Annotated in this window: 26 protein-coding genes; 17 read left to right on the top strand and 9 right to left on the bottom strand. The window is 70.2% G+C overall.

What is annotated here, in order from left to right; translation table 11 throughout:
• Positions 1-1593, top strand: a complete 1593-nt coding sequence (lnt, locus tag HQQ79_RS09365; protein ID WP_367948081.1) for an apolipoprotein N-acyltransferase — start codon at positions 1-3, stop codon at positions 1591-1593.
• A 110-nt stretch (positions 1594-1703) separates the two neighbouring features.
• Positions 1704-2054, top strand: coding sequence for an RNA polymerase-binding protein RbpA (locus HQQ79_RS09360; protein ID WP_027465636.1), 351 nt, complete (start codon positions 1704-1706; stop codon positions 2052-2054).
• 72 nt (positions 2055-2126) lie between these two features.
• Here HQQ79_RS09360 and HQQ79_RS09355 read toward each other — a convergent pair whose 3' ends face one another.
• Together HQQ79_RS09355 and HQQ79_RS09350 are read right to left on the bottom strand one after the other, a co-directional pair.
• On the bottom strand, positions 2127-3332 hold the full coding sequence (locus HQQ79_RS09355) for an SPFH domain-containing protein (RefSeq protein ID WP_138803362.1): 1206 nt from the start codon (positions 3330-3332) through the stop codon (positions 2127-2129).
• Positions 3329-3802, bottom strand: coding sequence for an NfeD family protein (locus tag HQQ79_RS09350; RefSeq protein ID WP_071244706.1), 474 nt, complete (start codon positions 3800-3802; stop codon positions 3329-3331). The genes HQQ79_RS09355 and HQQ79_RS09350 overlap by 4 nt, the downstream gene beginning before the upstream one ends.
• Positions 3803-3956: 154 nt before the next feature.
• Here HQQ79_RS09350 and HQQ79_RS09345 point away from each other — a divergent pair, with 154 nt between their 5' ends.
• From HQQ79_RS09345 to HQQ79_RS09320, 6 genes are all read left to right on the top strand, one after another.
• Positions 3957-4718, top strand: a complete 762-nt coding sequence (locus HQQ79_RS09345; protein ID WP_173033888.1) for an SDR family oxidoreductase — start codon at positions 3957-3959, stop codon at positions 4716-4718.
• 10 nt (positions 4719-4728) lie between these two features.
• Entirely contained in the window at positions 4729-5181 is a 453-nt protein-coding gene (locus tag HQQ79_RS09340; protein WP_173033886.1) for an NUDIX hydrolase, read from the top strand.
• Positions 5182-5272: 91 nt separating this feature from the next.
• Positions 5273-7666, top strand: a complete 2394-nt coding sequence (locus tag HQQ79_RS09335) for an excinuclease ABC subunit UvrA (RefSeq protein WP_173033884.1) — start codon at positions 5273-5275, stop codon at positions 7664-7666.
• A 123-nt stretch (positions 7667-7789) separates the two neighbouring features.
• Positions 7790-8056, top strand: a complete 267-nt coding sequence (locus HQQ79_RS09330) for a DUF4190 domain-containing protein (RefSeq protein ID WP_173033882.1) — start codon at positions 7790-7792, stop codon at positions 8054-8056.
• A gap of 127 nt (positions 8057-8183) precedes the next feature.
• The gene (locus HQQ79_RS09325) at positions 8184-8339 is read left to right on the top strand and encodes a hypothetical protein (RefSeq protein ID WP_163343611.1); all 156 of its coding nucleotides are present in this window, start codon (positions 8184-8186) and stop codon (positions 8337-8339) included.
• A 202-nt stretch (positions 8340-8541) separates the two neighbouring features.
• Entirely contained in the window at positions 8542-9177 is a 636-nt protein-coding gene (locus HQQ79_RS09320; RefSeq protein WP_173033880.1) for a copper resistance CopC family protein, read from the top strand.
• A 16-nt stretch (positions 9178-9193) separates the two neighbouring features.
• Here the strand turns inward: HQQ79_RS09320 and HQQ79_RS09315 are convergent, their stop codons facing one another.
• Positions 9194-10225 (bottom strand): alcohol dehydrogenase catalytic domain-containing protein, encoded by a 1032-nt coding sequence (locus tag HQQ79_RS09315; RefSeq protein ID WP_173033878.1) that lies wholly within the window; start codon positions 10223-10225, stop codon positions 9194-9196.
• Between the two features lie 155 nt (positions 10226-10380).
• Here HQQ79_RS09315 and HQQ79_RS09310 point away from each other — a divergent pair, with 155 nt between their 5' ends.
• Complete coding sequence (locus tag HQQ79_RS09310; protein WP_027465627.1) at positions 10381-10821, top strand: GNAT family N-acetyltransferase; 441 nt, start codon at positions 10381-10383, stop codon at positions 10819-10821.
• 14 nt (positions 10822-10835) lie between these two features.
• Here the strand turns inward: HQQ79_RS09310 and HQQ79_RS09305 are convergent, their stop codons facing one another.
• Positions 10836-11516, bottom strand: coding sequence for an SDR family NAD(P)-dependent oxidoreductase (locus HQQ79_RS09305; RefSeq protein ID WP_111057104.1), 681 nt, complete (start codon positions 11514-11516; stop codon positions 10836-10838).
• A gap of 102 nt (positions 11517-11618) precedes the next feature.
• Here HQQ79_RS09305 and HQQ79_RS09300 point away from each other — a divergent pair, with 102 nt between their 5' ends.
• Positions 11619-12452 (top strand): helix-turn-helix domain-containing protein, encoded by an 834-nt coding sequence (locus HQQ79_RS09300; RefSeq protein ID WP_173033876.1) that lies wholly within the window; start codon positions 11619-11621, stop codon positions 12450-12452.
• Here HQQ79_RS09300 and HQQ79_RS09295 read toward each other — a convergent pair.
• Positions 12439-13659: a beta-ketoacyl-[acyl-carrier-protein] synthase family protein gene (locus tag HQQ79_RS09295; RefSeq protein ID WP_173033874.1), complete on the bottom strand. Its 1221-nt coding sequence runs from the start codon at positions 13657-13659 to the stop codon at positions 12439-12441. The two genes, HQQ79_RS09300 and HQQ79_RS09295, sit on opposite strands and share 14 nt — an antisense overlap.
• Positions 13660-13713: 54 nt before the next feature.
• On the opposite strand from HQQ79_RS09295, the gene HQQ79_RS09290 reads away from it, so the two are divergent.
• Positions 13714-14292: a TetR/AcrR family transcriptional regulator C-terminal domain-containing protein gene (locus HQQ79_RS09290; protein WP_027465623.1), complete on the top strand. Its 579-nt coding sequence runs from the start codon at positions 13714-13716 to the stop codon at positions 14290-14292.
• A gap of 42 nt (positions 14293-14334) precedes the next feature.
• On the opposite strand, the gene dhaM is transcribed toward HQQ79_RS09290, so the two are convergent.
• The 3 genes from dhaM to dhaK form a co-directional block, all read right to left on the bottom strand.
• Positions 14335-15069, bottom strand: coding sequence for a dihydroxyacetone kinase phosphoryl donor subunit DhaM (dhaM, locus tag HQQ79_RS09285; RefSeq protein WP_027465622.1), 735 nt, complete (start codon positions 15067-15069; stop codon positions 14335-14337).
• Positions 15066-15692 (bottom strand): dihydroxyacetone kinase subunit DhaL, encoded by a 627-nt coding sequence (gene dhaL, locus HQQ79_RS09280; RefSeq protein WP_173033872.1) that lies wholly within the window; start codon positions 15690-15692, stop codon positions 15066-15068. The genes dhaM and dhaL overlap by 4 nt, the downstream gene beginning before the upstream one ends.
• A 136-nt stretch (positions 15693-15828) precedes the next feature.
• Positions 15829-16830, bottom strand: coding sequence for a dihydroxyacetone kinase subunit DhaK (gene dhaK / locus HQQ79_RS09275; protein ID WP_173033870.1), 1002 nt, complete (start codon positions 16828-16830; stop codon positions 15829-15831).
• 316 nt (positions 16831-17146) lie between these two features.
• Here dhaK and HQQ79_RS09270 point away from each other — a divergent pair, with 316 nt between their 5' ends.
• Together HQQ79_RS09270 and glpK are read left to right on the top strand one after the other, a co-directional pair.
• Positions 17147-17872 carry an MIP/aquaporin family protein gene (locus HQQ79_RS09270; protein WP_071244695.1) on the top strand — a complete coding sequence of 242 codons (726 nt, stop codon included), beginning with the start codon at positions 17147-17149 and terminating at the stop codon, positions 17870-17872.
• A 79-nt stretch (positions 17873-17951) separates the two neighbouring features.
• Positions 17952-19463, top strand: coding sequence for a glycerol kinase GlpK (glpK, locus tag HQQ79_RS09265; RefSeq protein ID WP_017887334.1), 1512 nt, complete (start codon positions 17952-17954; stop codon positions 19461-19463).
• Positions 19464-19650: 187 nt separating this feature from the next.
• On the opposite strand, the gene trpD is transcribed toward glpK, so the two are convergent.
• Positions 19651-20706, bottom strand: a complete 1056-nt coding sequence (trpD, locus tag HQQ79_RS09260) for an anthranilate phosphoribosyltransferase (protein WP_173033868.1) — start codon at positions 20704-20706, stop codon at positions 19651-19653.
• A 70-nt stretch (positions 20707-20776) separates the two neighbouring features.
• Here trpD and HQQ79_RS09255 point away from each other — a divergent pair, with 70 nt between their 5' ends.
• Genes HQQ79_RS09255 through HQQ79_RS09240 form a run of 4 tightly spaced genes read left to right on the top strand, consistent with a single transcriptional unit; the run spans position 20777 to position 25032 of the window.
• Positions 20777-21415, top strand: coding sequence for a heme-copper oxidase subunit III (locus HQQ79_RS09255; RefSeq protein ID WP_027465617.1), 639 nt, complete (start codon positions 20777-20779; stop codon positions 21413-21415).
• Between the two features lie 21 nt (positions 21416-21436).
• Positions 21437-22246 (top strand): cytochrome c, encoded by an 810-nt coding sequence (locus tag HQQ79_RS09250; RefSeq protein WP_027465616.1) that lies wholly within the window; start codon positions 21437-21439, stop codon positions 22244-22246.
• Between the two features lie 33 nt (positions 22247-22279).
• On the top strand, positions 22280-23344 hold the full coding sequence (locus HQQ79_RS09245) for a ubiquinol-cytochrome c reductase iron-sulfur subunit (protein ID WP_027465615.1): 1065 nt from the start codon (positions 22280-22282) through the stop codon (positions 23342-23344).
• Positions 23344-25032, top strand: a complete 1689-nt coding sequence (locus HQQ79_RS09240) for a ubiquinol-cytochrome c reductase cytochrome b subunit (RefSeq protein ID WP_071403835.1) — start codon at positions 23344-23346, stop codon at positions 25030-25032. The genes HQQ79_RS09245 and HQQ79_RS09240 overlap by 1 nt, the downstream gene beginning before the upstream one ends.
• Positions 25033-25175: the final 143 nt, after the last annotated feature.

The following is a 25175-nucleotide window of genomic DNA, read 5'->3' as shown; positions in this document are numbered from 1 at the left end:
GTGCGGGTTCCGGAGACCAGTGTGCGCGGGCTGCCCGCGCGCGTCGGCCGCGGGGCGGTCGCGACCGGCCCGTTCGCCGCGTTGCCGCTGGGCGCCGCGCTGCCGTTGGCCGTCATCGGCGGGATCCTCTTCGCCCTCGCGTTCCCGTCGCCCGGGTGGTGGTTCCTCGCCTACCCGGCACTCGCCTGCATGCTGCTCGCGGTGATGGGACAGCGGGCTCGGCGCGCGGCGTGGATCGGCTACCTCGCCGGCGCGGCGTTCTGGATCCCGGCCATCTCGTGGGCCGGTCGTTACCTGGGCCCGGTCCCGTGGTTCGCACTCGCCCTGCTCGAAGCCGCGTTTTTCGCACTCGGCAGCGTCGCCATCGCCCTGGCGTACCGCTGGGTCGCGCGCGTCGTACCCTCGACCGCCGGACGCGTGTGGGGCCTCCCGGCCGTCGTCGCCGCACTCTGGACCGGACGCGAGTGGTTCTCGGGGAGCTGGCCGTACGGTGGTTTCGCCTGGGGGCGCGTCGGCCTGTCGCAGTCGCAAGGGCCGTTCACGCACCTGGCCGCGTACGTCGGCGTCCTCGGGCTGACGTTCATCGTCGTGTACTGCGTCGCGGTCGTGGTGTCGCTCGCGCTCGTGGCACCCCGTGTGCCGGGCGTCACGCTCCGGCTGCCTGTGCGGGTGGCCACGGCGGGGCTGCTGGTCGCGGCAGTCCTGGCCGTGCCGGCGTGGCCGACGGCGACGAGCGGCACGATCCGGGTCGAGTCGGTGCAGGGCAACGGTCCCGCGGGGTACTTCGACCGTGCGGAGCCCGGCGACGTCCTGGCGGCGCAGGTCGCGGCGACGGACGTGGACGCGAAGGGTGTCGACCTCGTCGTCTGGCCCGAGGCCGGTGCGGAGTACGACCCGCGTCAGCAGCCGGTCATCGCGTCCGCCCTCGACTCGGTCGTCGACTCGCTCGACGCCCCGATCGTGGCGGGTGCCATCACGCAGACCCCGTCGGGAGTGCTGCACAACACGTCGTTCGTGTGGACCGCCGACGGCTGGCAGTCGTCCTACGACAAGAAGCGCCCGGTGCCGTTCGGTGAGTACGTGCCCGACCGCTGGTTCTTCTCCAAGCTCGCGCCGTCCCTGATCGGACTGCTGCAGCGCGACTACACGCCGGGGACGAAGCCGAACGTCCTGTCGGTGGCGGGGATCCGTGCCGGCATCTCGATCTGCTTCGACATCGTCGACGACGGGCTGACCGCCGACATGGTGCGCGGGGGTGCGCAGGTGATCCTCGCGCAGACGAACAACGCCGACTTCTCGGGCACCGACGAGAACCTGCAGCAGCTCGAGATCGCACGAATGCGGGCCATCGAGACCGGTCGGTCGCTCGTGAACATCTCGACCGTCGGAGCGTCGCAGGTCATCGACCCGAGCGGCCGCACGATCGACCGGGTACCGGAGTACACCGCGACCTCGATGGTGACCGATGTGCCGCTCGGCACGTCCACCACCCCCGCGTCGATCCTGTCCGGCTCGATCACGCTCCTGCTCTCCCTCGGCGGACTCCTCGTGCTCCTCGCCTGCGCTCCCTGGGGTCGTCGAACCCGCTCCTGATCCGACTCGCCGCGCCCAGCCACTGGGAACGGACTGTGAATGCGCCGGTACGGGATTGATGGGGCGTGGGACAGTGTTGTGGAGGGCAGACGAGCGAGAGGAGCACACACATGGCTGATCGGAGTCTCCGCGGCATGCGGCTCGGGAGTCAGAGTCTCCAGAGCGAAGAGGGCGTCGAGCTCTCGGATCGCAAGCGTGCGGTGTACCAGACGGATTCGGGTGAGACGTTCGACATCGTCTTCTCCGCTGACGCGGACGTCCCCCAGACGTGGTCCGAGCCCCGCTCCGGCCGTGAGGGCCGGCTGCTCGGTGACGACGGGATCCCCGTCGAGGTTGCCGAAGAGGACGTGAAGGCACCCCGCACCCACTGGGACATGCTGCTCGAGCGCCGCTCGCGCGAGGAACTCGAGGAGCTCCTCGAAGAGCGCCTGCAGGTCCTCCGCGCACGACGTGGCGCCTGACCCCACCGAACACACGACGACGCCCGCCCCGGTTCCCCGGGGCGGGCGTCGTCGTCCGTCCGTGCCAGCGCGTCAGCGCCGACCGGAGCCGTCGCTGGTCCGGTGACCGGAGGCGTCGTCGCCCGGCGTGGGCGGAGTGTCCTCGACCTGCTCGGCGGTGGCGTCGTCGGCTGCCGCCAGGTGTGCGTCGACACTGCGGTTCGACTCGGCCAGGCGCGCGTCGAGGTCGGACTCGGGGACGATGTCCGCGGCGGTGGCATCCGCACGCGGCATCGTGGTGTCCGCGGCTGCGGTGTTCGCCAGGCTCTCGTTCGCGAGCTTCGAGATCCGGGACAGGAAGTCCGTCCCGCCGGCAGCGCCGCCGACCGGACCGGCGCCACCGCCACCGCGGCTGGCACTGAAGCCCTTCGCGATGCCGGACAGGGCCTCGGTGAACTCGCTCGGGATCATCCAGAGCTTGTTCGACGTGCCCTCGGCGATCTTCGGCAGGGTCTGCAGGTACTGGTAGGAGAGCAGCTTCTCGTCCGGGTCACCGGTGTGGATGGCCTCGAACACCGTCGCGATGGCCTGCGCTTCACCCTCGGCGCGGAGCACCTGTGCCTTGGCGTCACCCTCGGCGGCCAGGATCGCGGCCTGCCGCTGCCCCTCGGCCTCGAGGATCTGGGACTGCTTGGTGCCCTCGGCCTGCAGGATCGCGGCACGACGGCTGCGCTCGGCACGGAGCTGCTGTTCCATGGCGTCCTGGATGGACACGGGCGGCTCGATCGCCTTGAGCTCGACTCGGCCGACACGGATGCCCCACTTGCCGGTGGCTTCGTCGAGGACGACGCGGAGCTGGCCGTTGATGTTGTCGCGGCTGGTCAGCGCCTCTTCGAGGTTCAGGCCACCGACGACGTTGCGGAGCGTGGTGGTGGTGAGCTGCTCGACGGCGCCGAGGTAGTTCGCGATCTCGTACGTCGCGGCACGGGCGTCGGTCACCTGGAAGTAGACGACGGTGTCGATCGAGACCACCAGGTTGTCCTCGGTGATCACGGGCTGCGGCGGGAACGAGACGACCTGCTCACGCATGTCGAGCAGCGGCCGCAGGCGGTCGATGAACGGCACCAGGAGGTTCAGGCCCGGGTTGAGGGTCTTGTGGTACTTGCCGAGTCGCTCGACGATCCCCGCGGTGGCTTGGGGAACGATCCGGATCGCCTTCGCCAGGACGACGATCACGAAGATGACGACGACGAGGATGAGCACGAGCAGTGCGATCGTCCCCGGGGAGATGCTGGTCACGAGGTGGCCCTTTCTGCGAGGCGCACGACCGCGGTCGACCCCTCGATCGACTCGACGACCACGGGGGTCCCGAGTGGCGGTGTGCGGTCGACGGAGTCCGCGGCGAACCGCGCACTCCAGGTCTCGCCGTTGGCCAGGCGCACCTGACCAGGACTGGAGGAGGTGAAGGCGACCGCGACCGTGCCGGCGAGCCCGATGAGCCCCTCGACGTTGGTGCGGTGTGGGTCGGCACCGCGGCCGAGCGCCACGAGCAGGCGCGGCCGGACGAGCGACAGCAGCACGAGGGCGGCGACCGCTGCGACGATGGCGGACAGCCACCACGGGGCGCCGAGCAACGCGGCGATCAACCCGCCGGCGGCACCCGCCGCGAGCATGATGAAGATGAAGTCGAGGGTGAAGATCTCGACCACGCCCAGGAGCAACACCAGGCCGATCCAGACGGTGCTCTGGATCCAATCGATTCCGTTCACGCGATCTCCCTCCCTCGGTCGCGCGCGGCGGCTCGCTGCGCAGCGACAGCCGGTACAACTCCGTTCAACATATCAGGGCCGTCCGACGGCCGTGCAGGCGATTGGTAGGCTCGGTGCGCCCGACCGGCCGGAACCAGACCTGGAGAACACGACTGTGAGCAACCCCCTCGCCCCCGGATCCCTCACCGACAAGCGCGCCGTCGTCACCGGTTCGTCCCGTGGCATCGGCGCCGACACCGTCGGGTACCTCGCCGAGGCCGGTGCGAAGGTCGTCGTGAACTACCGCAACAAGGCCAAGCGCGCGGAGCAGATCGCCGAGAAGATCGTCGAGGCGGGCGGTTTCGCCCTGGCCGTCGGCGCCGACCTCACCGAGCACGCCTCCGTGCAGGCGCTCGTCGACACCGTCGTCCAGGAGTGGGGCGGCATCGACCTGCTCGTGCTCAACGCCTCCGGCGGCATGGAGTCCGGCGTCGGCGAGGACTACGCGCTCCGCCTGAACCGCGACGCGCAGGTGGACATGCTGCAGACGGCCGTGCCGCACATGCCCGCCGGTTCCCGCGTGGTGTTCGTCACGAGCCACCAGGCCCACTTCGTCGAGACCGCCGAGACGATGGACGAGTACGTCCCGGTCGCCAAGAGCAAGCGCGCCGGAGAACTCGCCCTCCGTGAGCTCATCCCGCAGCTCGAGGCCGCCGGCATCGAGTTCGTCGTCGTCTCCGGCGACATGATCGAGGGCACGATCACCGCCACGCTGCTGAACCGTCTGAACCCCGGCGCGATCGAGGGTCGTCGGCAGGAGGTCGGCAAGCTCTACAGCGTGTCCGAGTTCGCGGCCGAGATCGCCCTGGCCGCCGTCGAGCCGATCCCCGCCGACCACACCAAGCTGGTCGGCGACGTCAGCGGCTTCGTCGGCTAACGTCGGGCGGGTGACCGCCAAGCCCGGCCTGCGCCGCACCTCCCGCATCCTGCTGCTCGACCCCGAGGGCCGCGTGTTCCTGATGGACACGAAGTCGCCCTCGTCTGACGGTGCCCACCGCTGGATCACGCCGGGTGGCGGGGTCGACCCGGGGGAGTCCCACCGCGACGCCGCGATCCGCGAGCTGCGCGAGGAGACCGGGATCGTCATCGACGAACCCGGCGAGCCGGTGTGGTCCTGGGACTTCACCGTCGAGTGGGACCTCGCCGACCACGACCGCGGGCACGCCGAGTTCTACGTCGTGCGCACGCCGGACTTCGAGCTGTCCGACGCAGAGTGGACCGACGACGAGCGCGTCGACATCCTCGCCTCGCGGTGGTGGACCGCCGACGAACTCGACGCGACCGACGAGGAGTTCGAACCCGCCGAGCTGCCGGACCTGGTGCGCCGTCACGGCGCCTGAGCACCGCACCACGGCCTGAGGGCCGACCCAGGACCGGACGGGAGGCCCGTGGCGGCCCCGCCACGGGCCTCCCGTCGGTACGCTGACCCGCATGCACACCGATCCGGTCGACGACGACCCCACCGGCGCCGACGCGCACCCGGCCGACCGGCACGACCGGATCCGGGTGCGCGGTGCCCGCGCGAACAACCTGCGCGACGTCGACGTGGACCTGCCGAAGCGGCGGCTCACCGTGTTCACCGGCGTCTCCGGCTCGGGCAAGAGCTCGCTCGTGTTCGGCACCGTCGCCGCCGAGTCGCAGCGGATGATCAACGAGACCTACAGCGCGTTCGTGCAGGGGTTCATGCCCTCGCTCGCGCGTCCGGACGTCGACCTGCTCGACGGCCTGACCACCGCGATCGTCGTCGACCAGGAGCGCATCGGTGCCGACCCGCGCTCCACCGTCGGCACCGCGACGGACGCGAACGCGATGCTGCGTGTGCTGTTCAGCCGACTCGGTCGACCGCACATCGGGGGGCCGAACGCGTTCTCGTTCAACCTCGCCACCGTGACGGCCGGGGGAGCGATCACGGTGCAGAAGGGTGCGGACGCGAAGGCCCAGAAGGTCTCGTTCACACGGCTCGGCGGGATGTGCGCCGACTGCGAGGGTCGGGGGCTGGTCAACGACATCGACCTGACACAGCTCTTCGACGACACGAAGTCGCTCGGGGACGGCGCGCTCACGATCCCCGGGTACGGGACCGACGGGTGGAACGTGCGGCTGTACGCCGAGTCGGGCTACTTCGACCGGGACACCCCGATCCGCGACTTCACCGAGCAGGAGCGGCAGGACTTCCTGTACCGCGAGCCGACGAAGCAGAAGATCGCCGGCATCAACATGACCTACGAGGGGCTCGTGCACCGGGTCCGCCGCTCGTTCCTGCAGAAGGACCGCGAGGCGATGCAGCCGCACATCCGGGCCTTCGTCGACCGTGCGGTGACCTTCACGACGTGTCCGGCCTGCGACGGCACCCGATTGAACGACACCGCCCGGTCGTCGAAGATCGCGGACCGCAGCATCGCCGACGTCTGCGCGATGCAGGTCACCGATGCCGTCACCTGGCTGCGGGGGCTCGACGACCCCGGGGCCGGGCCGTTGCTCGAGGGGCTCCGCGACCTGCTCGAGTCCTTCGTCGAGATCGGACTCGGCTACCTGTCGCTCGACCGCCCGACCGGCACGCTGTCCGGGGGAGAGGGGCAGCGCGTGAAGATGGTGAAGCACCTCGGCTCCTCACTCAGTGACGTCACCTACGTCTTCGACGAGCCGAGCACGGGGCTGCACCCGCACGACATCGAGCGGATGAACGAACTGCTCGTCCGGTTGCGCGACAAGGGCAACACCGTCCTCGTCGTCGAGCACAAGCCCGAGGTGATCGCGATCGCCGACCACGTCGTCGACCTCGGACCCGGTGCCGGATCCGGCGGTGGCACGCTCTGCTACCAGGGGCCCGTCGACGGACTGCGTGCCAGCGGCACCGTGACCGGTCGGCACCTGGACGACCGCGTCACCGTGAAGTCCGCGGTGCGTCGTCCGGACGGGGCGATCGCGATCCGCGGTGCCTCGGCCCACAACCTGCACGACGTCGACGTGGACGTTCCCACGGGGGTGCTCACCGTCGTCACGGGGGTCGCCGGCTCGGGAAAGAGCACGCTCATCGACGGGTCGCTGGCCCGGCGCGACGACGTGGTCGCCATCGACCAGAGCGGGATCCGTGGCTCGCGGCGGAGCAACCCGGCGACGTACACCGGCTTGCTCGAGCCGATCCGGAAGGCCTTCGCGAAGGCCAACGGCGTGAAACCCGCACTGTTCAGCGCCAACTCCGAGGGCGCCTGCCCGGCGTGCAACGGTGCCGGTGTCGTGTACACCGACCTCGGCATGATGGCGGGCGTCGCGAGCCCCTGCGTCGAGTGCGACGGCAAGCGGTTCGACCAGTCCGTGCTGGGGTACCGCCTGGGCGGGAAGGACATCAGCGAGGTGCTCGGCATGTCCGTCGCCGACGCGCTGGCGTTCTTCGCGGCGGGGGAGTCCGCACTGCCGGCGGCCCACACGATCCTCGCCCGGCTCGCTGACGTGGGGCTCGGGTACCTGACGATCGGGCAGCCGCTCACCACGTTGTCCGGGGGAGAGCGGCAGCGGCTCAAGCTCGCGACGCACCTCGGTGACCGCGGCGGCGTCGTGGTGCTCGACGAGCCGACCACCGGCCTGCACCTGGCCGACGTCGACCAGTTGCTCGGCCTGCTCGACCGGCTCGTCGACGCCGGTCGGACGGTCGTCGTGATCGAGCACCACCAGGCGGTGATGGCGCACGCCGACTGGATCATCGACCTCGGGCCGGGTGCCGGCCACGACGGCGGGCGGATCGTGTTCGAGGGGACGCCCGCCGAGCTGGTGGCGGCACGGTCGACGCTGACCGGGCAGTACCTGGCGGCGTACGTGGGAGCCTGAGCCGGGGAACAGAATCCACGGGTGAACCTGTACGCCAGCCGTGTGTGAGGACTACTGTTCTGACTGACGCTCACGATCGGCTACCCGGCCTGGATCGGCGTCCGGACCAGAAGGAGCTCCACCATGTCCAACCCCGGCAACGCGCCCGCGCAGTCGAACACCTTCGCCATCGTCTCCCTGGTGCTCGGCATCGTCGGGACCGTCGTGGGTCTGTTCGTGCCGATCGTCGGTGTGATCGGCGGCATCATCGGTCTCGTGCTCGGCATCTCGGCACGCAAGCGTGGCGGCAGCCGCGGGATGATCACGGCCGGCATCATCCTGTCGATCGTCGCCATCGTCATCGGCGTGATCGGCTTCATCATCAACGCGGTGGTTCTCTCGAACATGTGAGTGGTGCGCTTCGCATCGTGAGCAGCAATGGTCGAGTCCTGCGGATGGACTCGACCAATGCTGCTCACCAGGTGTCTCCGGCGTCGAGCTTGCAGCTGTTCAGGAACCGGGGCGTACCGTCCGGCGCATGAGCTACAGCCAGCCTGACCCAGCCGAAGAGACCACCCAGAGCGAGTCGCCGGAGCAGCCCGACACCGACCAGGACACCCTGGAGGAACAGGGCGGCGAGCCGGCAGCGCTCGAGATCGACGCCGACGACGTCCCGACGAAGCCCGCCGACTGACGCCGTCTTCACCCGGTGAGCAGAAGAGGTCGAGTCCGTACTCCGTAATCGACCTTTTCTGCTCACCAAGCGCTCCCCGTGGATTTCCGCCTGCGCGCCGATAATGCATATTATGTCAACTCAGGCTCATGTCGACTCAGGTGTTACCACCCGGTCCGCTCGGGTGACGGCACGCTCGACATCGCTTCCCTAGCGTGGACGTGTGCACGATCACCGAGATGCCCGACGCCGCTTGCGAACCGCGACGCCCCGGGTCCTGTTCGCCGTCACCCTGTCTGCGTTCCTCGTGCTGATCGGCACGACGCCCGCATCGGCGCACGCGGCGCTGACCTCGAGTGATCCGGCGGACGGCGCCACGGTGGCTGCCGACCTTGAGCGAGTCAACCTCACCTTCAGCGAGGCGCCGCTGGCCGGGCTCGAAGCCGGTCTGCGCGTCGAGGTCCGCGACGACGGCGGCACCGACGAGTCCTCGGGAGCGGTGACCGTCGAGGGCACCTCGATGTCGAAGGCGGTGTCGCTCTCCCCCGGCCCGCACACCGTCGTCTGGCGCTACGTCTCCCCCGACGGCCATCCCATCGAGGGGCAGCTCGCGTTCACGGTGGAACCGGCCGCATCGCAGTCCGTTCCCCCGCCCACGACCAGCCCGACGGCCGCGGCCACGGCGTCCGCGGATCCCACCGCAGCGGCAGCCGCATCGAGCACGGGCGATGGTACGCACGCGCACGGGCACGGCGGCCAGACGCTCCTGTTCGGGGTCGTCGGGATACTGGCGGTGCTGGTCATCGGCGCGGTCGTGCTGCGCATCCGCCGAGGCGCGGACGCGCGGACCGAGGGCTGACGGGAACGCCCGAGCCTCAGAACACCGCGACGGTCATGCCCGACGACGTCGCGGGTCGGTCCATCGCGACGAGCGCCTCGGGCAGGTCGTCGAAGCCGACGGTGCGGCCGATCGTCTGCTCCGGACGCAGTCGCCCCGCCACGACGGCGTCGAGCATCGCGCCGTACTCCCCGACCGCTGCGCCGTGGCTGCCGAGCAGTTCGAGTTCGTCGGCGATGACCCGGCCCATCGGGATCGCCGGAGTGGCTTCGTCGTCGAGGAGCAGGCCGACCTGCACGTGCCGACCGCGCGGACGCAGGGACGCCACGGCGGCGACGGAGGTGGCACGGCTGCCGTAGGCGTCGAGCGAGACGTGCGCTCCGCCACCCGTGCGGGATCGGACCGTCGTGACGGCATCGGCGTCCATCAGCACGGTGTCGGCGCCCAGGGCGGCGGCGCGCTCGAGTGCGGCCGTGGAGACGTCGACGGCGACGACGTGCGCGCCGGCGGCCACGGCGACCATGACCGCGGAGAGCCCGACTCCGCCGCAGCCGTAGACCACGACCCACTCCCCTGCTGCGACGCGTCCCCGGGCGTGCAGAGCGTGGAACGCGGTGCCGAACCGGCAGCCCAGTGCTGCCGCCACCGCGAAGTCCACGGCGTCCGGCAGTGCGACGAGGTTGAGGTCGGCGTGCGGGACGACCAGGGCGTCCGCGTACGAGCCCTGCAGGTCGAACCCGGGCTGCTGCTGGGCGGTGCACACCTGGGTGGCGCCGTCGAGGCATTCGGCGCAGGTCCCGCAGGCGAACACGAACGGGGCCGTGACCCGGTCGCCGACGGCGAAGCGCTGGACGCCCGCTCCGATCGCCGCGACGACGCCGGCGAACTCGTGGCCGGGCACGTGCGGCAGCCGCACCGAGTCGTCGTGCCCCTTCCACGCGTGCCAGTCGCTGCGACAGACACCGGTGGCAGCCACCCGGACGACGACGCCGTGCTCGGGCGCGACCGGTTCCGGCAAGTCGACGATCGAGGGGACGGAACCGAACTGGGAGTACTGGACGGCGCGCATGCGGCCATCCTGACAGACGCGACCCGCGCGTCGGGGTCCCCACGGGCCTCCAGGCCGACGGGCACCCGGCCACCCGGCCACCCGACCACGCGAGCGGTCCACCGCACCCCGATCGGCCGTTGCGCCGCAGGCGCGTCCGCCGGTTGACTCGTCACGTGACCGATCTGCGCTTCTCCGCCGACCCTGCCGACCTCGACGTCGACCGCGTGCACCGCTGGCTGAGCGAGGAGTCGTACTGGGCCCGCGGGCGTGACCGGGCGACGCAGGAGGCGATCATCGCCGGCTCCCGGAACTTCGGCGTGTACGACGCGACGACCGGCGCGCAGCTCGGTTACGCGCGGGTGATCACCGACGGCGTGACGTTCGGGTGGCTCGCCGACGTGTTCGTGGACCCCGACGCCCGGGGCCGCGGCGTCGGGGTCGCACTCGTGCGCGGCGTGACCGAGGCGGTCGAGCCGCTCGGCCTGAAGCGCTTCGCCCTGTTCACCGCGGATGCCCACGGGCTGTACGAGCGGTTCGGGTTCCGCCCGCTGCCCGACCCGGACGGCTGGATGATGCGCCCCGGGCCGGGGTTCGGTGCCGACGTGCACGACTGACGGAGCGTTGCCCCTCAGTACTCGATGCGTCCCTCGCGGTTGTGGAACTCCCCCGTCGGCCCGTCGGTGCCGATCGTCGCGAGCATGACCGTGGCGTCGGTGCCCTCGGTGATCGTCTGGTGTCCGCCGAACCCGTTGAACTCCGTCGCGGTGTAGCCCGGGTCGCTCGCGTTCACCCGGAACCCGGGCAGGTTCTTCGCGTACTGCACGGTCAACGCGATCACGGCCGCCTTCGACGCCGCGTACGGCACCGCCGGCACCCCGTACTCGTCGTGCCCCGGCGTCGTCAGCCAGCGCGGGAAGCCCACCCCCGACGAGACGTTCACGATGACGGGTGCTGCCGAGCGTCGCAGCAGTGGCAGCGCGGCCTGGGTCACCCGGACGATGCCGGTGACGTTGGTGTCGAGCACGGTCGCCATCGCGCTCGCGTCGAGGTCGTCGACCCCGAACGAGGTGCCGAGGATCCCGGCGTTGTTCACGAGGACGTCGAGCTCGGGGATCGTCGCGATCGCCGCGTCGATGCTGGCCTGGTCGGTGACGTCCAGCCGCACGACGTGGGCGCCGAGTGCGCGGGCGTCGTCGCCGCTGGCCGGGTCGCGCATGCCGGCGTGGACGGTGTGGCCGGCCTCGATCAGTCGGCGTGCGGTCTCGAGTCCGAGGCTGCGGTTGGCCCCGGTGATCAATGTCGTTGTCATGTGCCCAGCCTGCCCCCGCCGGCCCGGCTCCCCCAGGCACGGTGCGACGGTGGGACCGGCAGTACCACGACGGACAGGAGGCGCGGGGCGATGATGGTGGACATGAGCGAGTTCGCGAACGTGTTGCGTTCCTGGCGTGACCGGGTGCGTCCCGAGGCGGTCGGCCTGCCGGCCGGCCCCGGCAGACGGACCCCGGGCCTCCGCCGCGAGGAGCTCGCCGCGCTGGCGGGCGTGAGCGTCGACTACGTCGTCCGCCTCGAGCAGGGCCGGGCGACGAACCCGTCGCCGCAGCTGCTCGCGGCCCTCGCGACGGCGCTCCGGCTGTCGTCCGAGGAGCGGGACCACCTGTGCCGGGTGGCCGGCGTCGCCCCGCCGTCGCGCCAGGTGGTGCCGCGGCACATCACGCCCGGCGTGCAGCGGCTGGTCGACCGGCTCGGCGACGTGCCGCTCGCGGTGTTCACGGCGACCCACGACATCGTGCTCTGGAACGAGCTGTGGGCCGCGGTGAACGGCGACCCCTCGCGGTACGTCGGGCTCGATCGCAACCTGGTCTGGCGGCACTTCACGCAGGAGCGCGACGGGGTGGACTGGGACGACGAGCACCAGGAGGAGTTCTCGAGCGACCTCGCCGCCGACCTGCGGCAGGCCTACGGGCGCTACCCGGCGGACCGTGACCTGGCGGACCTGGTCGAACGGCTGCTGCGGGAGTCCCCCGAGTTCGCCCGCCGCTGGGAGACCGGCCGGATCGCCGAGCACCGTGCGAGCCGCAAGGTCGTGCACACGCCCGTCGGGCCGGTGGAGATCGACTGCGACGTGCTGAGCGTCCCCGGCGGTGACCTGCGGATCGTCGTCTACACGGTCGTGCCGGACTCCGAGGACGCCGCGAAGCTCGACCTGCTCCGGGTCACCGGCCTGCAGGAGCTCACGCCGCGGTGAACACCAGCGACGCGTTCTGACCGCCGAACCCGAACGAGTTGTTCAACGCGGCACGGAGCTGCGCGGTCCGGGCGGTGCCGGAGACGACGTCGAGGTCCACCGCGGGGTCGAGCCGGTCGAGGTTCAGGGTCGGTGGCACGGTCCCGGTCTCCAGCGCCCGCAGGGTCAGGATCGCCTCGACCGCGCCGGCAGCGCCGAACATGTGCCCGATGGCGCTCTTCGGAGCGGTGACCAGCGCTCCGGTCCCCACCGCACGGCTGATGGCGGCTGCCTCGCCGACGTCGCCGACCGGTGTACCCGTCGCGTGCGCGTTCACGTGGTCGACGTCCGCACCGGTGAGGCCCGCCATCCGGATCGCGGCGCGCATCGCCCGCTCCTGCTCGCTGCCGTCCGCCAGCGGTGCGGTGATGTGGTGCGCGTCCGAGGTGATCCCCCACCCGGCGAGCGTGCCGTGCGACCGCTGCCCTCGGGCGGCGGCGTGGTCGGCACGCTCGAGCACGACGATGCCGGCGCCCTCACCGAGGACGAAGCCGCGGCGGTCGGCGTCGAACGGACGGGACAGGGTCGTCGGGTCGTCGCCGTCGGGGTTCGCGAGGGCCTGCGACTGGGCGAACGACGCCATCGTCACCGGGGTGACCGCGGCCTCGGTCCCGCCGGTGATGACGACGTCGGCCTCACCGGTGGCGATGAGCCGCGCGGCGGTGGCGATGGCCTCGGCCCCCGAGGCGCAGGCCGACACCGTCGTGTAGGCGCCGCCCCGCGCCCCGTACGCGATGCTGATCTGCGCGGCGGCACCGTTCGCCATGAGCATCGGCACCGTGCGTGGTGAGACCCGTCGAGCACCGGACGCCCCGAGCACGTCGTGGGCGTCGAGGAGCGTCTCCACTCCCCCGATCCCGGTGCCGATGACCACGGCGAGGCGGTCGCCCTCCACCGCGGGGGCACCGGCGTCGGCCCAGGCCTCGTCCGCGGCGACGAGTGCCAGCTGCTGACTGCGGTCGAGACGGTTCGCACGGACCCGCCCGAGCGCCCCCTCGGCGTCGAGTGCGGCATCGGCGCCGACCCGGATCGGCACCTGTTCCCAGAGCGCTCCGTCGCGGTGCAGGGCCCGGACACCGGAGCGACCGGCCACCAGGGCGTCCCAGAGCGGCGTGACGCCGTGGCCGAAGGGTGAGACCGCGCCGTAGCCGGTGATGACGATGTCCACGGGAACTCCTCTTGTACGTTGAACAAGTTGAGTTGTACCACGTACAATTCCGACATGGCAACCACGGTGGACGGCTCCGGCACGGCTCGCGGCGCGGCGACACGGGCGAAGATCCTCGCCGCGACGGCCGGACTGCTCAGCGCGGGTGCTCGGAGCGTCACCGTCAGCGAGGTCGCCCGGGCCGCGGGTGTCTACCCGAACCAGATCACGCACCACTACGGATCGAAGGACCGTCTGGTGCTCGACGCCGCGTTCGCGCTGTTCCTCCGCGACACCACGCGACTGCAGGCGGCCGGCCGTCGTGCGCGCTCGCCGGAGTCGTTCCGACAGGTCCTCGCCCGCACCGCCCTCGCGATGCCGTCGACCCCGCTCGTGGTCCGCGCGCTCGGGGCAGCCGGGGACGACCCGGCGCAGCGTGAGCGCGTGCGGCTGCTGCTCGCCGTGCTGTTCCGGCAGTCCGAGCGCTACCTGGAGCGCGTCGTCGGCGACCAGGGCTGGACGAGCCCCAGCGGTGTCGCCCGGGACGCCCGCACGTTCTGGAGTGCCGTGTTCGGTGCCACCCTGCTCGCGGACGCCGGGGTCACCGGCGGCCCCTCGGACCTCGACCTGGCGGGGACGATCTCCATCCGTTGACCGGGACGGGCACCGCCGCCGGGGGCTCCCCCGGCGGCGGTGTCACTCGCCGAAGCCGGACCGGACCAGTTCCACCAGGGCGTCGACTGCGGCCTGCGCGTCCTGCCCCGTCGCGTCGATCGACACCGTCGCACCCTTCGGCAGCGCCAGGGCCATGATCGCCAGCAGGCTCTTCGCGTCCACGCCGTTGACGTGCACGCTCGCGTCGTACTTCGCCGCCGTCTTCACGAACTCCGCGGCGGGCCGGGCGTGCAGCCCGGTCTCGTTGACCAGCTCGACCGACGCACTGACGCGGTCGGACCCGGCCGCGTCGTCGACGGGGGCAGCCCCGTCGGCCGGCCCCGTGCCTCCAGGCTGGTCACCGGACGGACGGGAGGCGCTGCTCGCGTCCGCATCGGAACCCGCGGCCGATGCCGCGGCAGCCAGGACCGCGTCGGCGTCACCGCCCGTCTGGGCGGCGACCGCTGCCGCCACCGTGCCCTCGACCAGCGGGGCCTGCGACACGTGGACGCGGGCACGGACGTCGTCGTCCAGGAAGTCGAGCGCGGTGTCGGTCGTCAGGTAGGCGGAGCCGAGGTCGCACAGGACCACGACGGCGTCCGCCTGGGCGAGTTCCTCGATGCCGGCGGTGATCGCCTCGAACGAGGTGCCGATGCCGCCGTCGTCCGTGCCGCCCGCGGCGACGAGCGGAACGTCCGCAGCCATCTGCCGTGCCAGCTCGACGGTGCCCGTCGCGATCGCCGCGCTGTGCGAGACGACCAGGATGCCGACGGTCACGCTGCGTCCACCGCTGCGCGCAGGATGTACGCGGTCGACTGCGCACCGGGGTCGCGGTAGCCGATCGCGCGGTCGCCGAGGTAGCTCGCGCGGCCCTTGTGGGCGACGAGCGGCTCGGTGTCCGCCGCACCCTGCGCGGCGGCGTCGGCTGCTGCGGTGAGCACGGACTTCGGGTCGTCGCCGGCACCGGCAGCCGCTGCTGCGGCGTCGACCGCGGGGCTCCACGCGTCGACCATCGTCTTGTCGCCGACCGCGGCCTTGCCGCGGGAGACGACCCCGTCACGGGCGGCGGTGAGGACGGCGACGAGGGTGTCCGCGTCGAGTTCGGCCGCGTCACCGGCAGCCTGTGCCGCCTTCAGGTAGGCGGTGCCGAAGAGCGGGCCGGCAGCTCCGCCCACGGTCGAGATGAGCTTCGTCGCAACGGTCTTGAGGACGGCGCCCGGGGTGTCGAAGGACCCGGAGTCGATGGCCTCGAGCACGGCCCGGAACCCGCGGTCGAGGTTCTCGCCGTGGTCGCCGTCCCCGATCTCACGGTCGAGCGTGACGAGCTCGGCGCGGTGTTCGTCGATCGTCGCGGCGGTGCGACGGACCCAGTCGATGGCCCATGCGGTGTCGAGCGCCAATGCGGTTCCCTTCGTGTGTCCGGCCCGGTGGGGCCCGGTGTCGTGGTCCGGTGGTCGAGCGGCCGTGGTCGGTCGCGGTTGCGGTTGCGGTCGCGGTCGCCGTTGCCGTTGCGGTTGCAGTCGCGGTTGCGGTCGCTCAGCGTCCCCAGCGCAGGGCCGGGGTCTCCACCGGGGCGTCCCAGAGGGCAGTGAGTTCGTCATCGAGCACCGTGACGGTGAGCGAGAACCCCTGCATCTCGAGGGACGTGACGTAGTCGCCGACCAAACTACGCGTGACCTGGTAGCCGCGGTCGGAGAGGACCTCGGCGGCGCGTCGGTAGGCGATGTAGAGCTCGGACAGCGGGGTGCCGCCCATGCCGTTCACCAGGAGCAGCAGCGACGACCCGGCCGGGGCGTCGAGGTCGGTCAGGATCGGTTCGAGCACGCGGTCGACCAGCTCATCCGCCGGTGCCATCGCGATCCGCTCGCGGCCCGGCTCGCCGTGGATGCCGATGCCGAGCTCGACCTCGTCGTCGGCCAGCGCGAACGACGGCTCCCCCGCGTGCGGGACGGTGCCCGACGCCAGCGCGAGCCCCATTGACCGCGTGACGTCGTTGACGTGCCGGGCCACGGCGGCGACGGCGTCCAGGTCGTCCCCGCGCTCGGCGGCGGCGCCGGCGCACTTCTCCACCACGACGGTCCCGGCGACACCGCGACGGCCGGCGGTGAACAGGGAGTCCTGCACCGCGACGTCGTCGTCCACCACGACGGACTCGACGCGGACGTCGTCCATCGCCGCGAGCTCGGCCGCCGTCTCGAAGTTGAGCACGTCGCCGGTGTAGTTCTTCACGATGTGCAGCACGCCCGCACCGCCGTCGACGGCCTTCGTCGCGGCGACGATCGGGTCGGGCGTCGGGCTCGTGAACACCGGGCCGGGCACCGCGGCGTCGAGCATGCCGTACCCGACGAAGCCGGCGTGCAGCGGTTCGTGGCCGCTGCCACCGCCGCTGACGATCCCGACCTTGCCGGCGACGGGTGCGTCAGCGCGGTGCAGGTGGATCGGGTCCTCGACCAGGACGACGTGTCCGGCGTGTGCCCGGGCGAAGCCCCGGACGGTCTCCTCGACCACGGCCTGCGGGTCGTTGATGAGCTTCTTCATGCGGTGCCTCCACGGGTACGGGGTCGAACCGTGGCGGTCACACCGCGCGTCGTCGACCGGAGTGCGCCCAATCTACATCGACGGCACGGGCAGCCGTCCGCTCCCGATGCACGTTCGTGCAGTGCGCCGAGGACGCGTCACCGCCTCGGGATCGTGCGGGGGACACTCGTCCTGCACGTTCGTGCACGATGCCGCACTTCGCTCACGAATTCATCGCCGGGCCGTGAACCGCATCACTATGGTTGGCCTCAATCACTCAACGGGGAGTGCGGCGCAGCACGGCCGGACCCCCACCCTCACGCACTGGAGGTCACCGATGGACGGCATCGGCGTCAATTTCCTGTCCGAGCTCGTCGGTACGGCGATGCTCATCATCCTGGGTGGCGGCGTCGTCGCCGCTGTCTCGCTCGCGAAGTCCAAGGGCTTCGGAGCCGGGTTCCTGATGGTCACCATCGGCTGGGGCTTCGCGGTCTTCGCCGGTGTCACCGTCTCGTACAGCTCGGGCGGTCAGCTCAACCCCGCGGTCAGCCTCGGGCTCGCCCTGCTCGGCAAGATCACCGTCGGCGAGATGTTCCTCTACTGGCTCGCCCAGCTGATCGGCGCGATCATCGGCGCGGTCATCGTCTGGCTCGCCTACAAGCAGCACTTCGACGAGGAGCCCGACGCGGCCGCCAAGCTCGGCGTCTTCTCGACCGGCCCCGCGATCCGGTCGTACGGCTGGAACCTCGTCACGGAGATCATCGGCACCTTCGTGTTGGTCTTCGTCGTCATCGCGTTCTCGAACGGTCAGACGCCGGCATCGCTCGGCGCGATCCCCGTCGCCTTCCTCGTGATCGCGATCGGTGTCAGCCTCGGTGGCCCCACCGGCTACGCCATCAACCCCGCCCGTGACCTCGGCCCCCGCATCGCGCACGCCATCCTGCCCATCAAGGGCAAGGGCTCGAGCGACTGGGCCTACGCCTGGGTGCCGGTCGTCGGACCGCTGATCGGTGGCGCCCTCGCCGCCGGCCTGTCCGTCGCCCTGCTGCCCATCGTCAGCTGACCCACCCCACCCCGAAGGCGTGACCGGCCGTTCCGCACGACCGACCACGCACCGCACCGAACACCCGTAAGGAGCACCAATGGCCGACTACATCGTCGCCATCGACCAGGGCACGACCTCGACCCGAGCAATCGTGTTCGACCACTCCGGTTCGATCATCTCGACCGGGCAGAAGGAACACGAGCAGATCTTCCCGCGCGCCGGGTGGGTCGAGCACGACCCCGCCGAGATCTGGGACAACACCCGCGAGGTGATCGGTCAGGCACTGTCGCGTGCCGACATCACGCGCCACGACGTCGCAGCCGTCGGCATTACCAACCAGCGCGAGACCGCCGTCGTCTGGGACAAGACCACCGGCAAGCCGATCTACAACGCGATCGTCTGGCAGGACACCCGCACGCAGGCGCTCGTCGACAAGCTCGCCGACGGCGACACCGACAAGTACAAGGCCATCGTCGGCCTGCCGCTCGCGACGTACTTCGCCGGGACCAAGATCATGTGGATCCTCGAGAACGTCGAGGGTGCTCGTGAGAAGGCCGAGGCGGGCGACCTGCTCTTCGGCACCACCGACACCTGGGTCCTCTGGAACCTGACCGGTGGCGTCGACGGCGGCGTCCACAAGACCGACGTCACGAACGCGTCCCGCACGCTGTTCATGGACCTCGAGACGCTGCAGTGGCGCGACGACATCCTCGCCGACTTCGGCGTCCCGAAGTCGATGCTCCCCGAGATCGTCAGCTCCTCCGAGGTCTACGGCCACGTCGAGTCCTCGAGCCTGCTGCGCGAGGTCCCGATCGCCGGCATCCTCGGCGACCAGCAGGCCGCGACCTTCGGTCAGGCCGCGTTCGACCAGGGCGAGTCGAAGAACACCTACGGCACCGGCAACTTCCTGATCTTCAACACCGGTACCGAGATCGTCCGCTCCGAGAACGGCCTGCTCACCACCGTCGGCTACAAGCTCGGCGACCAGGAGACGCACTACGCCCTCGAGGGTTCGATCGCCGTCACGGGCTCGCTCATCCAGTGGCTCCGCGACAACCTCGGTCTGATCGGCAGCGCCCCGGAGGTCGAGGCCCTGGCCAAGACCGTCGAGGACAACGGTGGCGTGTACTTCGTGCCGGCGTTCTCCGGGCTCTTCGCGCCGTACTGGCGTCCCGACGCCCGCGGTGCGATCGTCGGTCTCACCCGCTTCGTCAACAAGGGGCACATCGCGCGTGCCGCCCTCGAGGCGACGGCGCTGCAGACCCGCGAGGTCCTCGACGCGGTCAACGCCGACTCCGGCGTGGACCTGACCGAGCTCAAGGTCGACGGTGGCATGACCGCGAACAGCGAACTCATGCAGTTCCAGGCCGACATGCTCAACGTGCCGGTCGTCCGGCCGGTCGTCGCGGAGACGACGGCGCTCGGTGCGGCCTACGCCGCAGGTCTCGCGGTCGGCTTCTGGGCCAACCTCGACGAACTCCGTGCCAACTGGCAGGAGGACAAGCGCTGGGAGCCGCAGCTCGACGCCGCCGAGCGCGAGCGCACGCTCCGCCTGTGGAAGAAGGCCGTCACGAAGACCTTCGACTGGGTCGACGAGGACGTGCAGTAACGAAGCACGCGCACGCTGACCGCGTGCACTGAACGCACCGACGGGAGGCCCGGTGCCGGTTCCTGGAACCGGCACCGGGCCTCCTGTGCGTTGCGTCTCCTGCGCGTCGGGCGCGGCAAGTCGTCGGGTGGTCGGGTGGCTGCCGGCGCGGTGCGGCACGGTGCGGCTCGGGCGGAAGCGGCGTGGACTACGCGGCGGGAGCTGCGCCGACCCAATCAGCCAGTTTGCGCGCACCGGCGCCTGAGTCGATCGCCTCGGCGGCGACGACCAGCTGCTCGCGGAAGCGCTGCAGGATCGGCCGGTCGGACTCGTTCGGGTCCTGCGCCAGGCGGAACGAGACGAGGCCGGCCGCGGCGTTCAGCAGGACGATGTCGCGGACGGGTCCGGTCTCCCCCGCGAGCACCCGGTGGACGACGCCGGCGTTGTGCTCGGGGTCGCCGCCGAGCAGGTCGTCCGTGCGTGCCCGGGCGATGCCGAGGTCCCGCGGGTCGAGGTCGTGCTCGGTCACGCGGCCGCCGGTGACCTCCCAGATGTGACTGTGCCCGGTGGTGGTCAGCTCGTCGAGTCCGTCGTCGCCGCGGAACACGAGCGCCGTCGCGCCGCGCGTCTGGAACACGCCCGTGATGATCGGCACGAGGTCGAGCTGGGCGACACCCACGGCGTTGGCCTCGCACCGCGCGGGGTTGACGAGCGGGCCGAGGAAGTTGAACACCGTCGGCACGCCGATCTCGCGCCGGACCGGGCCTGCGTGGGCGAAACCGGGGTGGAACGCGTTGGCGAAGGCGAAGGTCAGCCCGACACGCCGGAAGGTGTCCGCGACACGCGCGGCGTCCATCGTGAGATCGAGTCCGAGGGCAGCGAGCACGTCGCTCGACCCGGACTTCGACGAGCTGGCCTTGTTGCCGTGCTTGACGACGGGGACCCCGGCGGCCGCGATCACGATGGCCGCCATGGTCGAGATGTTCACGGTGCCGACCACGTCGCCGCCGGTCCCGACGATGTCGAGCGCCATCGGGTCGACGTCGAGCGGAACCGCGGCGTCCAGGATCGCGTCGCGGAACCCGACGACCTCATCGACGGTCTCGCCCTTCGCGCGGAGCGTCACGGCGAAGGCTGCAATCTGTGCCTGGGTGGCACGCCCGTGCACGATCTCCTCCATGGCCCATGTGGATTGCCTGATCGTCAGGTCCTCGCGCGCCATGAGCGCGCTGATCACCGCTGGCCAAGAAAGTGCGTCAGGCATGGCTCAATCGTAGTGAATTCGAGAGACCCGCCAGTCTCCTGCGAAAACACTGTCGGGGGTTTCGGCCATAATGGAGGACGTGACTAGCACCTCTCTCTCCAGATCAGCCAGCGGTCCGGCCCTCAACAGGCCGAACGCCGTGGCCGTGGGGACGATCGTGTGGCTGGGCAGCGAGGTCATGTTCTTCGCCGGCCTGTTCGCGATCTACTTCACGCTCCGCAGCACGTCCCCTGAGCTCTGGGCGACCGAGACCGCGAAGCTCGAGGTGCCCTTCGCCTCCGTGAACACGATCATCCTGGTGCTGTCCAGCTTCGCCTGCCAGTTCGCCGTGTTCGCTGCGGAGCGCTTCCAGGTGCACCGGACGAGCTGGAACCCGCGCCACTGGGGCATGACGGAGTGGTTCTTCGTCACCTACGCGATGGGTGCGATCTTCGTCTGCGGCCAGATCTTCGAGTACGCCAACCTCTGGCACGAGGGCGTGACGCTCTCCTCCAGCGCCTACGGCTCGGCGTTCTACATGACCACCGGGTTCCACGGGCTCCACGTGACCGGTGGCCTCATCGCCTTCCTGCTGACGCTCGGCCGCGGTTTCGCCGCCAAGAACTTCGGCCACAAGGAAGCGACCACCGCCATCGTCGTGTCGTACTACTGGCACTTCGTCGACGTCGTGTGGATCTTCCTCTTCGCCGTCATCTACCTTCTCAAGTAGGAACTGGACACCCCCCAGCACATGTTCAACAGAACCAAGTCCAAGAAGGGCCGCCGTTCACCGATGGCGACCGTGTCGCTCATCGTCGTGGGTCTCATGACCACCGGTGGCGCGTACGCACTGTTCAGCTCCACGGCGAACGCCGACGACAGCACGAACACCGTCGCCGCCTCGAGCCAGTCGCAGGTGAACGAGGGCGAGAAGCTCTTCGCCTCGAACTGCGCCACCTGCCACGGTCTCTCCGCGCAGGGCACGAGCGAGGGCCCGTCCCTCATCGGTGTCGGTGCCGCGTCGGTCGACTTCCAGGTCGGCACCGGCCGCATGCCGATGGCCGCTCAGGGCCCGCAGGCCGAAGAGAAGCCCGCGCAGTTCACGGACGAGCAGGTCGACGCACTCGCGCAGTACGTCGCCTCCCTCGGCCCCGGCCCGTCGGTCCCGTCCACCGAGCTCACCAACGGTGAGGACGGCGACGCTGCCGAAGGCGCCGAGCTGTTCCGCATCAACTGCGCCATGTGCCACAACGTGGCCGGCGCCGGTGGTGCACTGACCGAGGGCAAGTACGCCCCGAGCCTCGAGACGGTCTCCGGCAAGCACATCTACGAGGCCATGCTCACCGGCCCGCAGAACATGCCGGTCTTCAACGACCTGAACCTGACGCCGGAGCAGAAGGCCGACATCATCACGTACCTCAAGTACGTGCAGGACAACAAGTCCCCCGGTGGCTTCGCACTCGGCTCCCTGGGGCCGGTCGCCGAGGGTCTGTTCATCTGGATCTTCGGACTCGGCGCGGTCGTCGCGATGACCGTCTGGCTGACCGCGAAGTCCAACTGATCGTCCGTGTCGAACGACACTGAAGGGAACACCATGGCAGAGCACGACGACGAGACGCTGAACTCGTCCTCGGCTGTCGAGAAGCACGGCACGACCACCTCCCCTGGGATCGCGGTCCTCCCCGTCGACCCGTTCGAGAACCCGGGCGAGCCGCCGCACCGCCCGCGTCGCACCGACGTCGACCCGAAGAAGCAGCGTCTGGCCGAGCGCCAGGTCGCCGCCTACTTCTACCTGTCGATCGTCGGCAGCGTGCTGTCGATCGCGGCGTACGTCGCCTTCCCGATCGACCCGAGCGACTTCGGGACGGTCCGCACCGCGAACCTCTTCCTGGGCCTGTCGATCGCCCTCGCGCTCCTCGCCCTCGGCCTCGGCGCCGTCTACTGGTCGAAGTCGCTCGTCGTCGACCGCGAGATCACCGAGCTCCGCCACGGCACCCGCGGCACCGACGCGACCCGCGCCAAGGCGGTCGAGGCGTTCCAGCTCGCCGACAAGGAGTCGGGCTTCAGCCGTCGCAAGCTGATCCGCAACTCGATGATCGGTGCCCTGGCTGCGTTCCCGCTCCCCGGCATCGTCCTGGTCCGTGACCTCGCTCCGGCCGAGGACCCCAACGAGCTGCTCCGCCACACCTTCTGGAAGCAGGGTCTGCGCCTGACGAAGGACCCGACGGGTCTGCCGATCAAGGCCTCCGACGTCACCATCGGTTCGGTGTTCCACGTCATCCCCGAGGGCATGCTCGAGTCCGAGCACATGCTGGAGGAGAAGGCGAAGGCCTCCGTCCTCCTCATGCGTCTCGACCCGAAGGACCTCAACCCGTCCAAGGGCCACGAGAACTGGGGCTACGACGGCATCGTCGCGTACTCCAAGATCTGCACCCACGTCGGTTGCCCCGTCGCGCTCTACGAACAGCAGACGCACCACCTGCTGTGCCCGTGCCACCAGTCCACCTTCGATGTCTCGAACAACTGCGAGGTCATCTTCGGTCCGGCAGCACGCCCCCTCCCCCAACTTCCGATCGCGATCGACGACGACGGCTACCTGGTTGCCCAGAGCGACTTCCACGAGCCGGTCGGACCGTCCTTCTGGGAGCGTGAACGCTGATGACCAGCACCACCACCACCGCACCGAACACGTCGACGAACAAGCCGGCGCCGGAGCGCGGATCCCGCATCATCGGCGGGGTCGCCAACTACATCGACGAGCGCACCAGCATCTCGGGCCTCGTCAAGGAAGTCGGCCGGAAGATCTTCCCGGACCACTGGAGCTTCATGCTCGGCGAGGTGGCGCTGTACAGCTTCGTCGTCGTGCTGCTCTCCGGGACCTTCCTGACGTTCTTCTTCCAGGCGTCCATGACCGAGGTCGTCTACAACGGCTCGTACGTCCCGCTCAAGGGCGTGGCGATGTCGACGGCCCTGCAGTCCACGCTCGACATCTCGTTCGACATCCGCGGCGGGCTCTTCGTCCGTCAGGTCCACCACTGGGCGGCCCTGCTGTTCGTGGCGTCGATCATGCTGCACATGGCCCGCGTGTTCTTCACCGGTGCCTTCCGCAAGCCGCGTGAGCTCAACTGGGTCTTCGGCTTCCTGCTCTGGGTCCTCGCCATGGCCGAGGGCTTCACCGGCTACTCGCTCCCCGACGACCTGCTCTCCGGAAACGGTCTGCGGATCATCGTCGGCATGATCGAGGGTGTCCCGGTCATCGGTGTCTGGATCGCCTACCTGCTGTTCGGTGGGGAGTTCCCCGGGACCGACATCGTCGGCCGCCTGTACACGCTGCACATCCTGCTGCTGCCGGCGATCCTCGTCGCGGTGCTCGGTGTCCACCTCGTGCTCGTCGTGATCAACAAGCACACGCAGTTCGCTGGTCCGGGCAAGACCAACGAGAACGTCGTCGGTGTCCCGATCCTCCCGGCGTTCGCCGCGAAGGCCGGTGGGTTCTTCTTCATCGTCGCCGGCATCCTGGCCCTCATTGCGTCGCTGTTCACGATCAACCCGATCTGGAACTACGGCCCGTACGACCCCTCCCCGGTGTCCGCCGGTACCCAGCCCGACTGGTACATCGGCTTCGCCGACGGCGCGCTCCGACTGGTCCCGCCGCACTGGGAGGTCGTGTGGTTCGGCTACACGGTGTCGTTCAACATCCTGGCGCCGATCGCGGTCCTGGTGCTGCTCATCCTGGCGATCCTGCTCTACCCCTTCATCGAGGCGTGGGTCACGGGCGACAAGCGTGAGCACCACATCCTCGACCGTCCGCGCAACGCCCCGACGCGCACGGCGTTCGGTGCCGCTGGCATCACGCTCTACGCCAGCCTCTGGGCGGCGGCTTCGTCGGACATCATCGCGACGCACTTCCTGGTGTCGATCGAACACGTGATCCACGTGATCCAGGCGACGACGGTCCTCGGTCCGTTCATCGCCTTCTGGATCACGAAGCGTGTCTGCCTCGCCCTCCAGAAGAAGGACCGCGAGATCGTCCTGCACGGCTACGAGTCGGGCCGCATCGTCCGACTCCCCCACGGCGAGTACATCGAGGTGCACGAGCAGCTCGACGAGTACGAGCGCTGGAAGCTCCTGCAGTTCAACGAGTACAAGCCGCTGATGATCCGCCCGAACGCCAAGGGCAAGATCACGGGTCTGCAGAAGGTCCGCGCCGGCGTCTCCCGCTTCTTCTTCGAGGACCGCATCGAGCCGGTTTCGAAGGCAGAGCTCGAGGCAGCGCACGCCGCGCACCACGGCCCGAACCTCGAGGGTGGCCACCAGGCTCCCCAGGTCGGCCCCGGCGATCACTGATCGGTAGCACGAAGCAACCCCCGTCACGATGTGGCGGGGGTTTCTTCGTGTGAGGGGCAACACGCCGCCCCCAGTTCACGGCTGGTTCACTCCCGCGTGCTGGACTCGTCCAGGACGGTGTGGCAACGTGTTGCACCACGCAT

The organism is Curtobacterium sp. VKM Ac-2852, assembly GCF_013205045.1.
GTDB classification, from domain to species: Bacteria; Actinomycetota; Actinomycetes; order Actinomycetales; family Microbacteriaceae; genus Curtobacterium; species Curtobacterium flaccumfaciens.
This window is presented reverse-complemented; position numbering and strand designations above follow the sequence as displayed.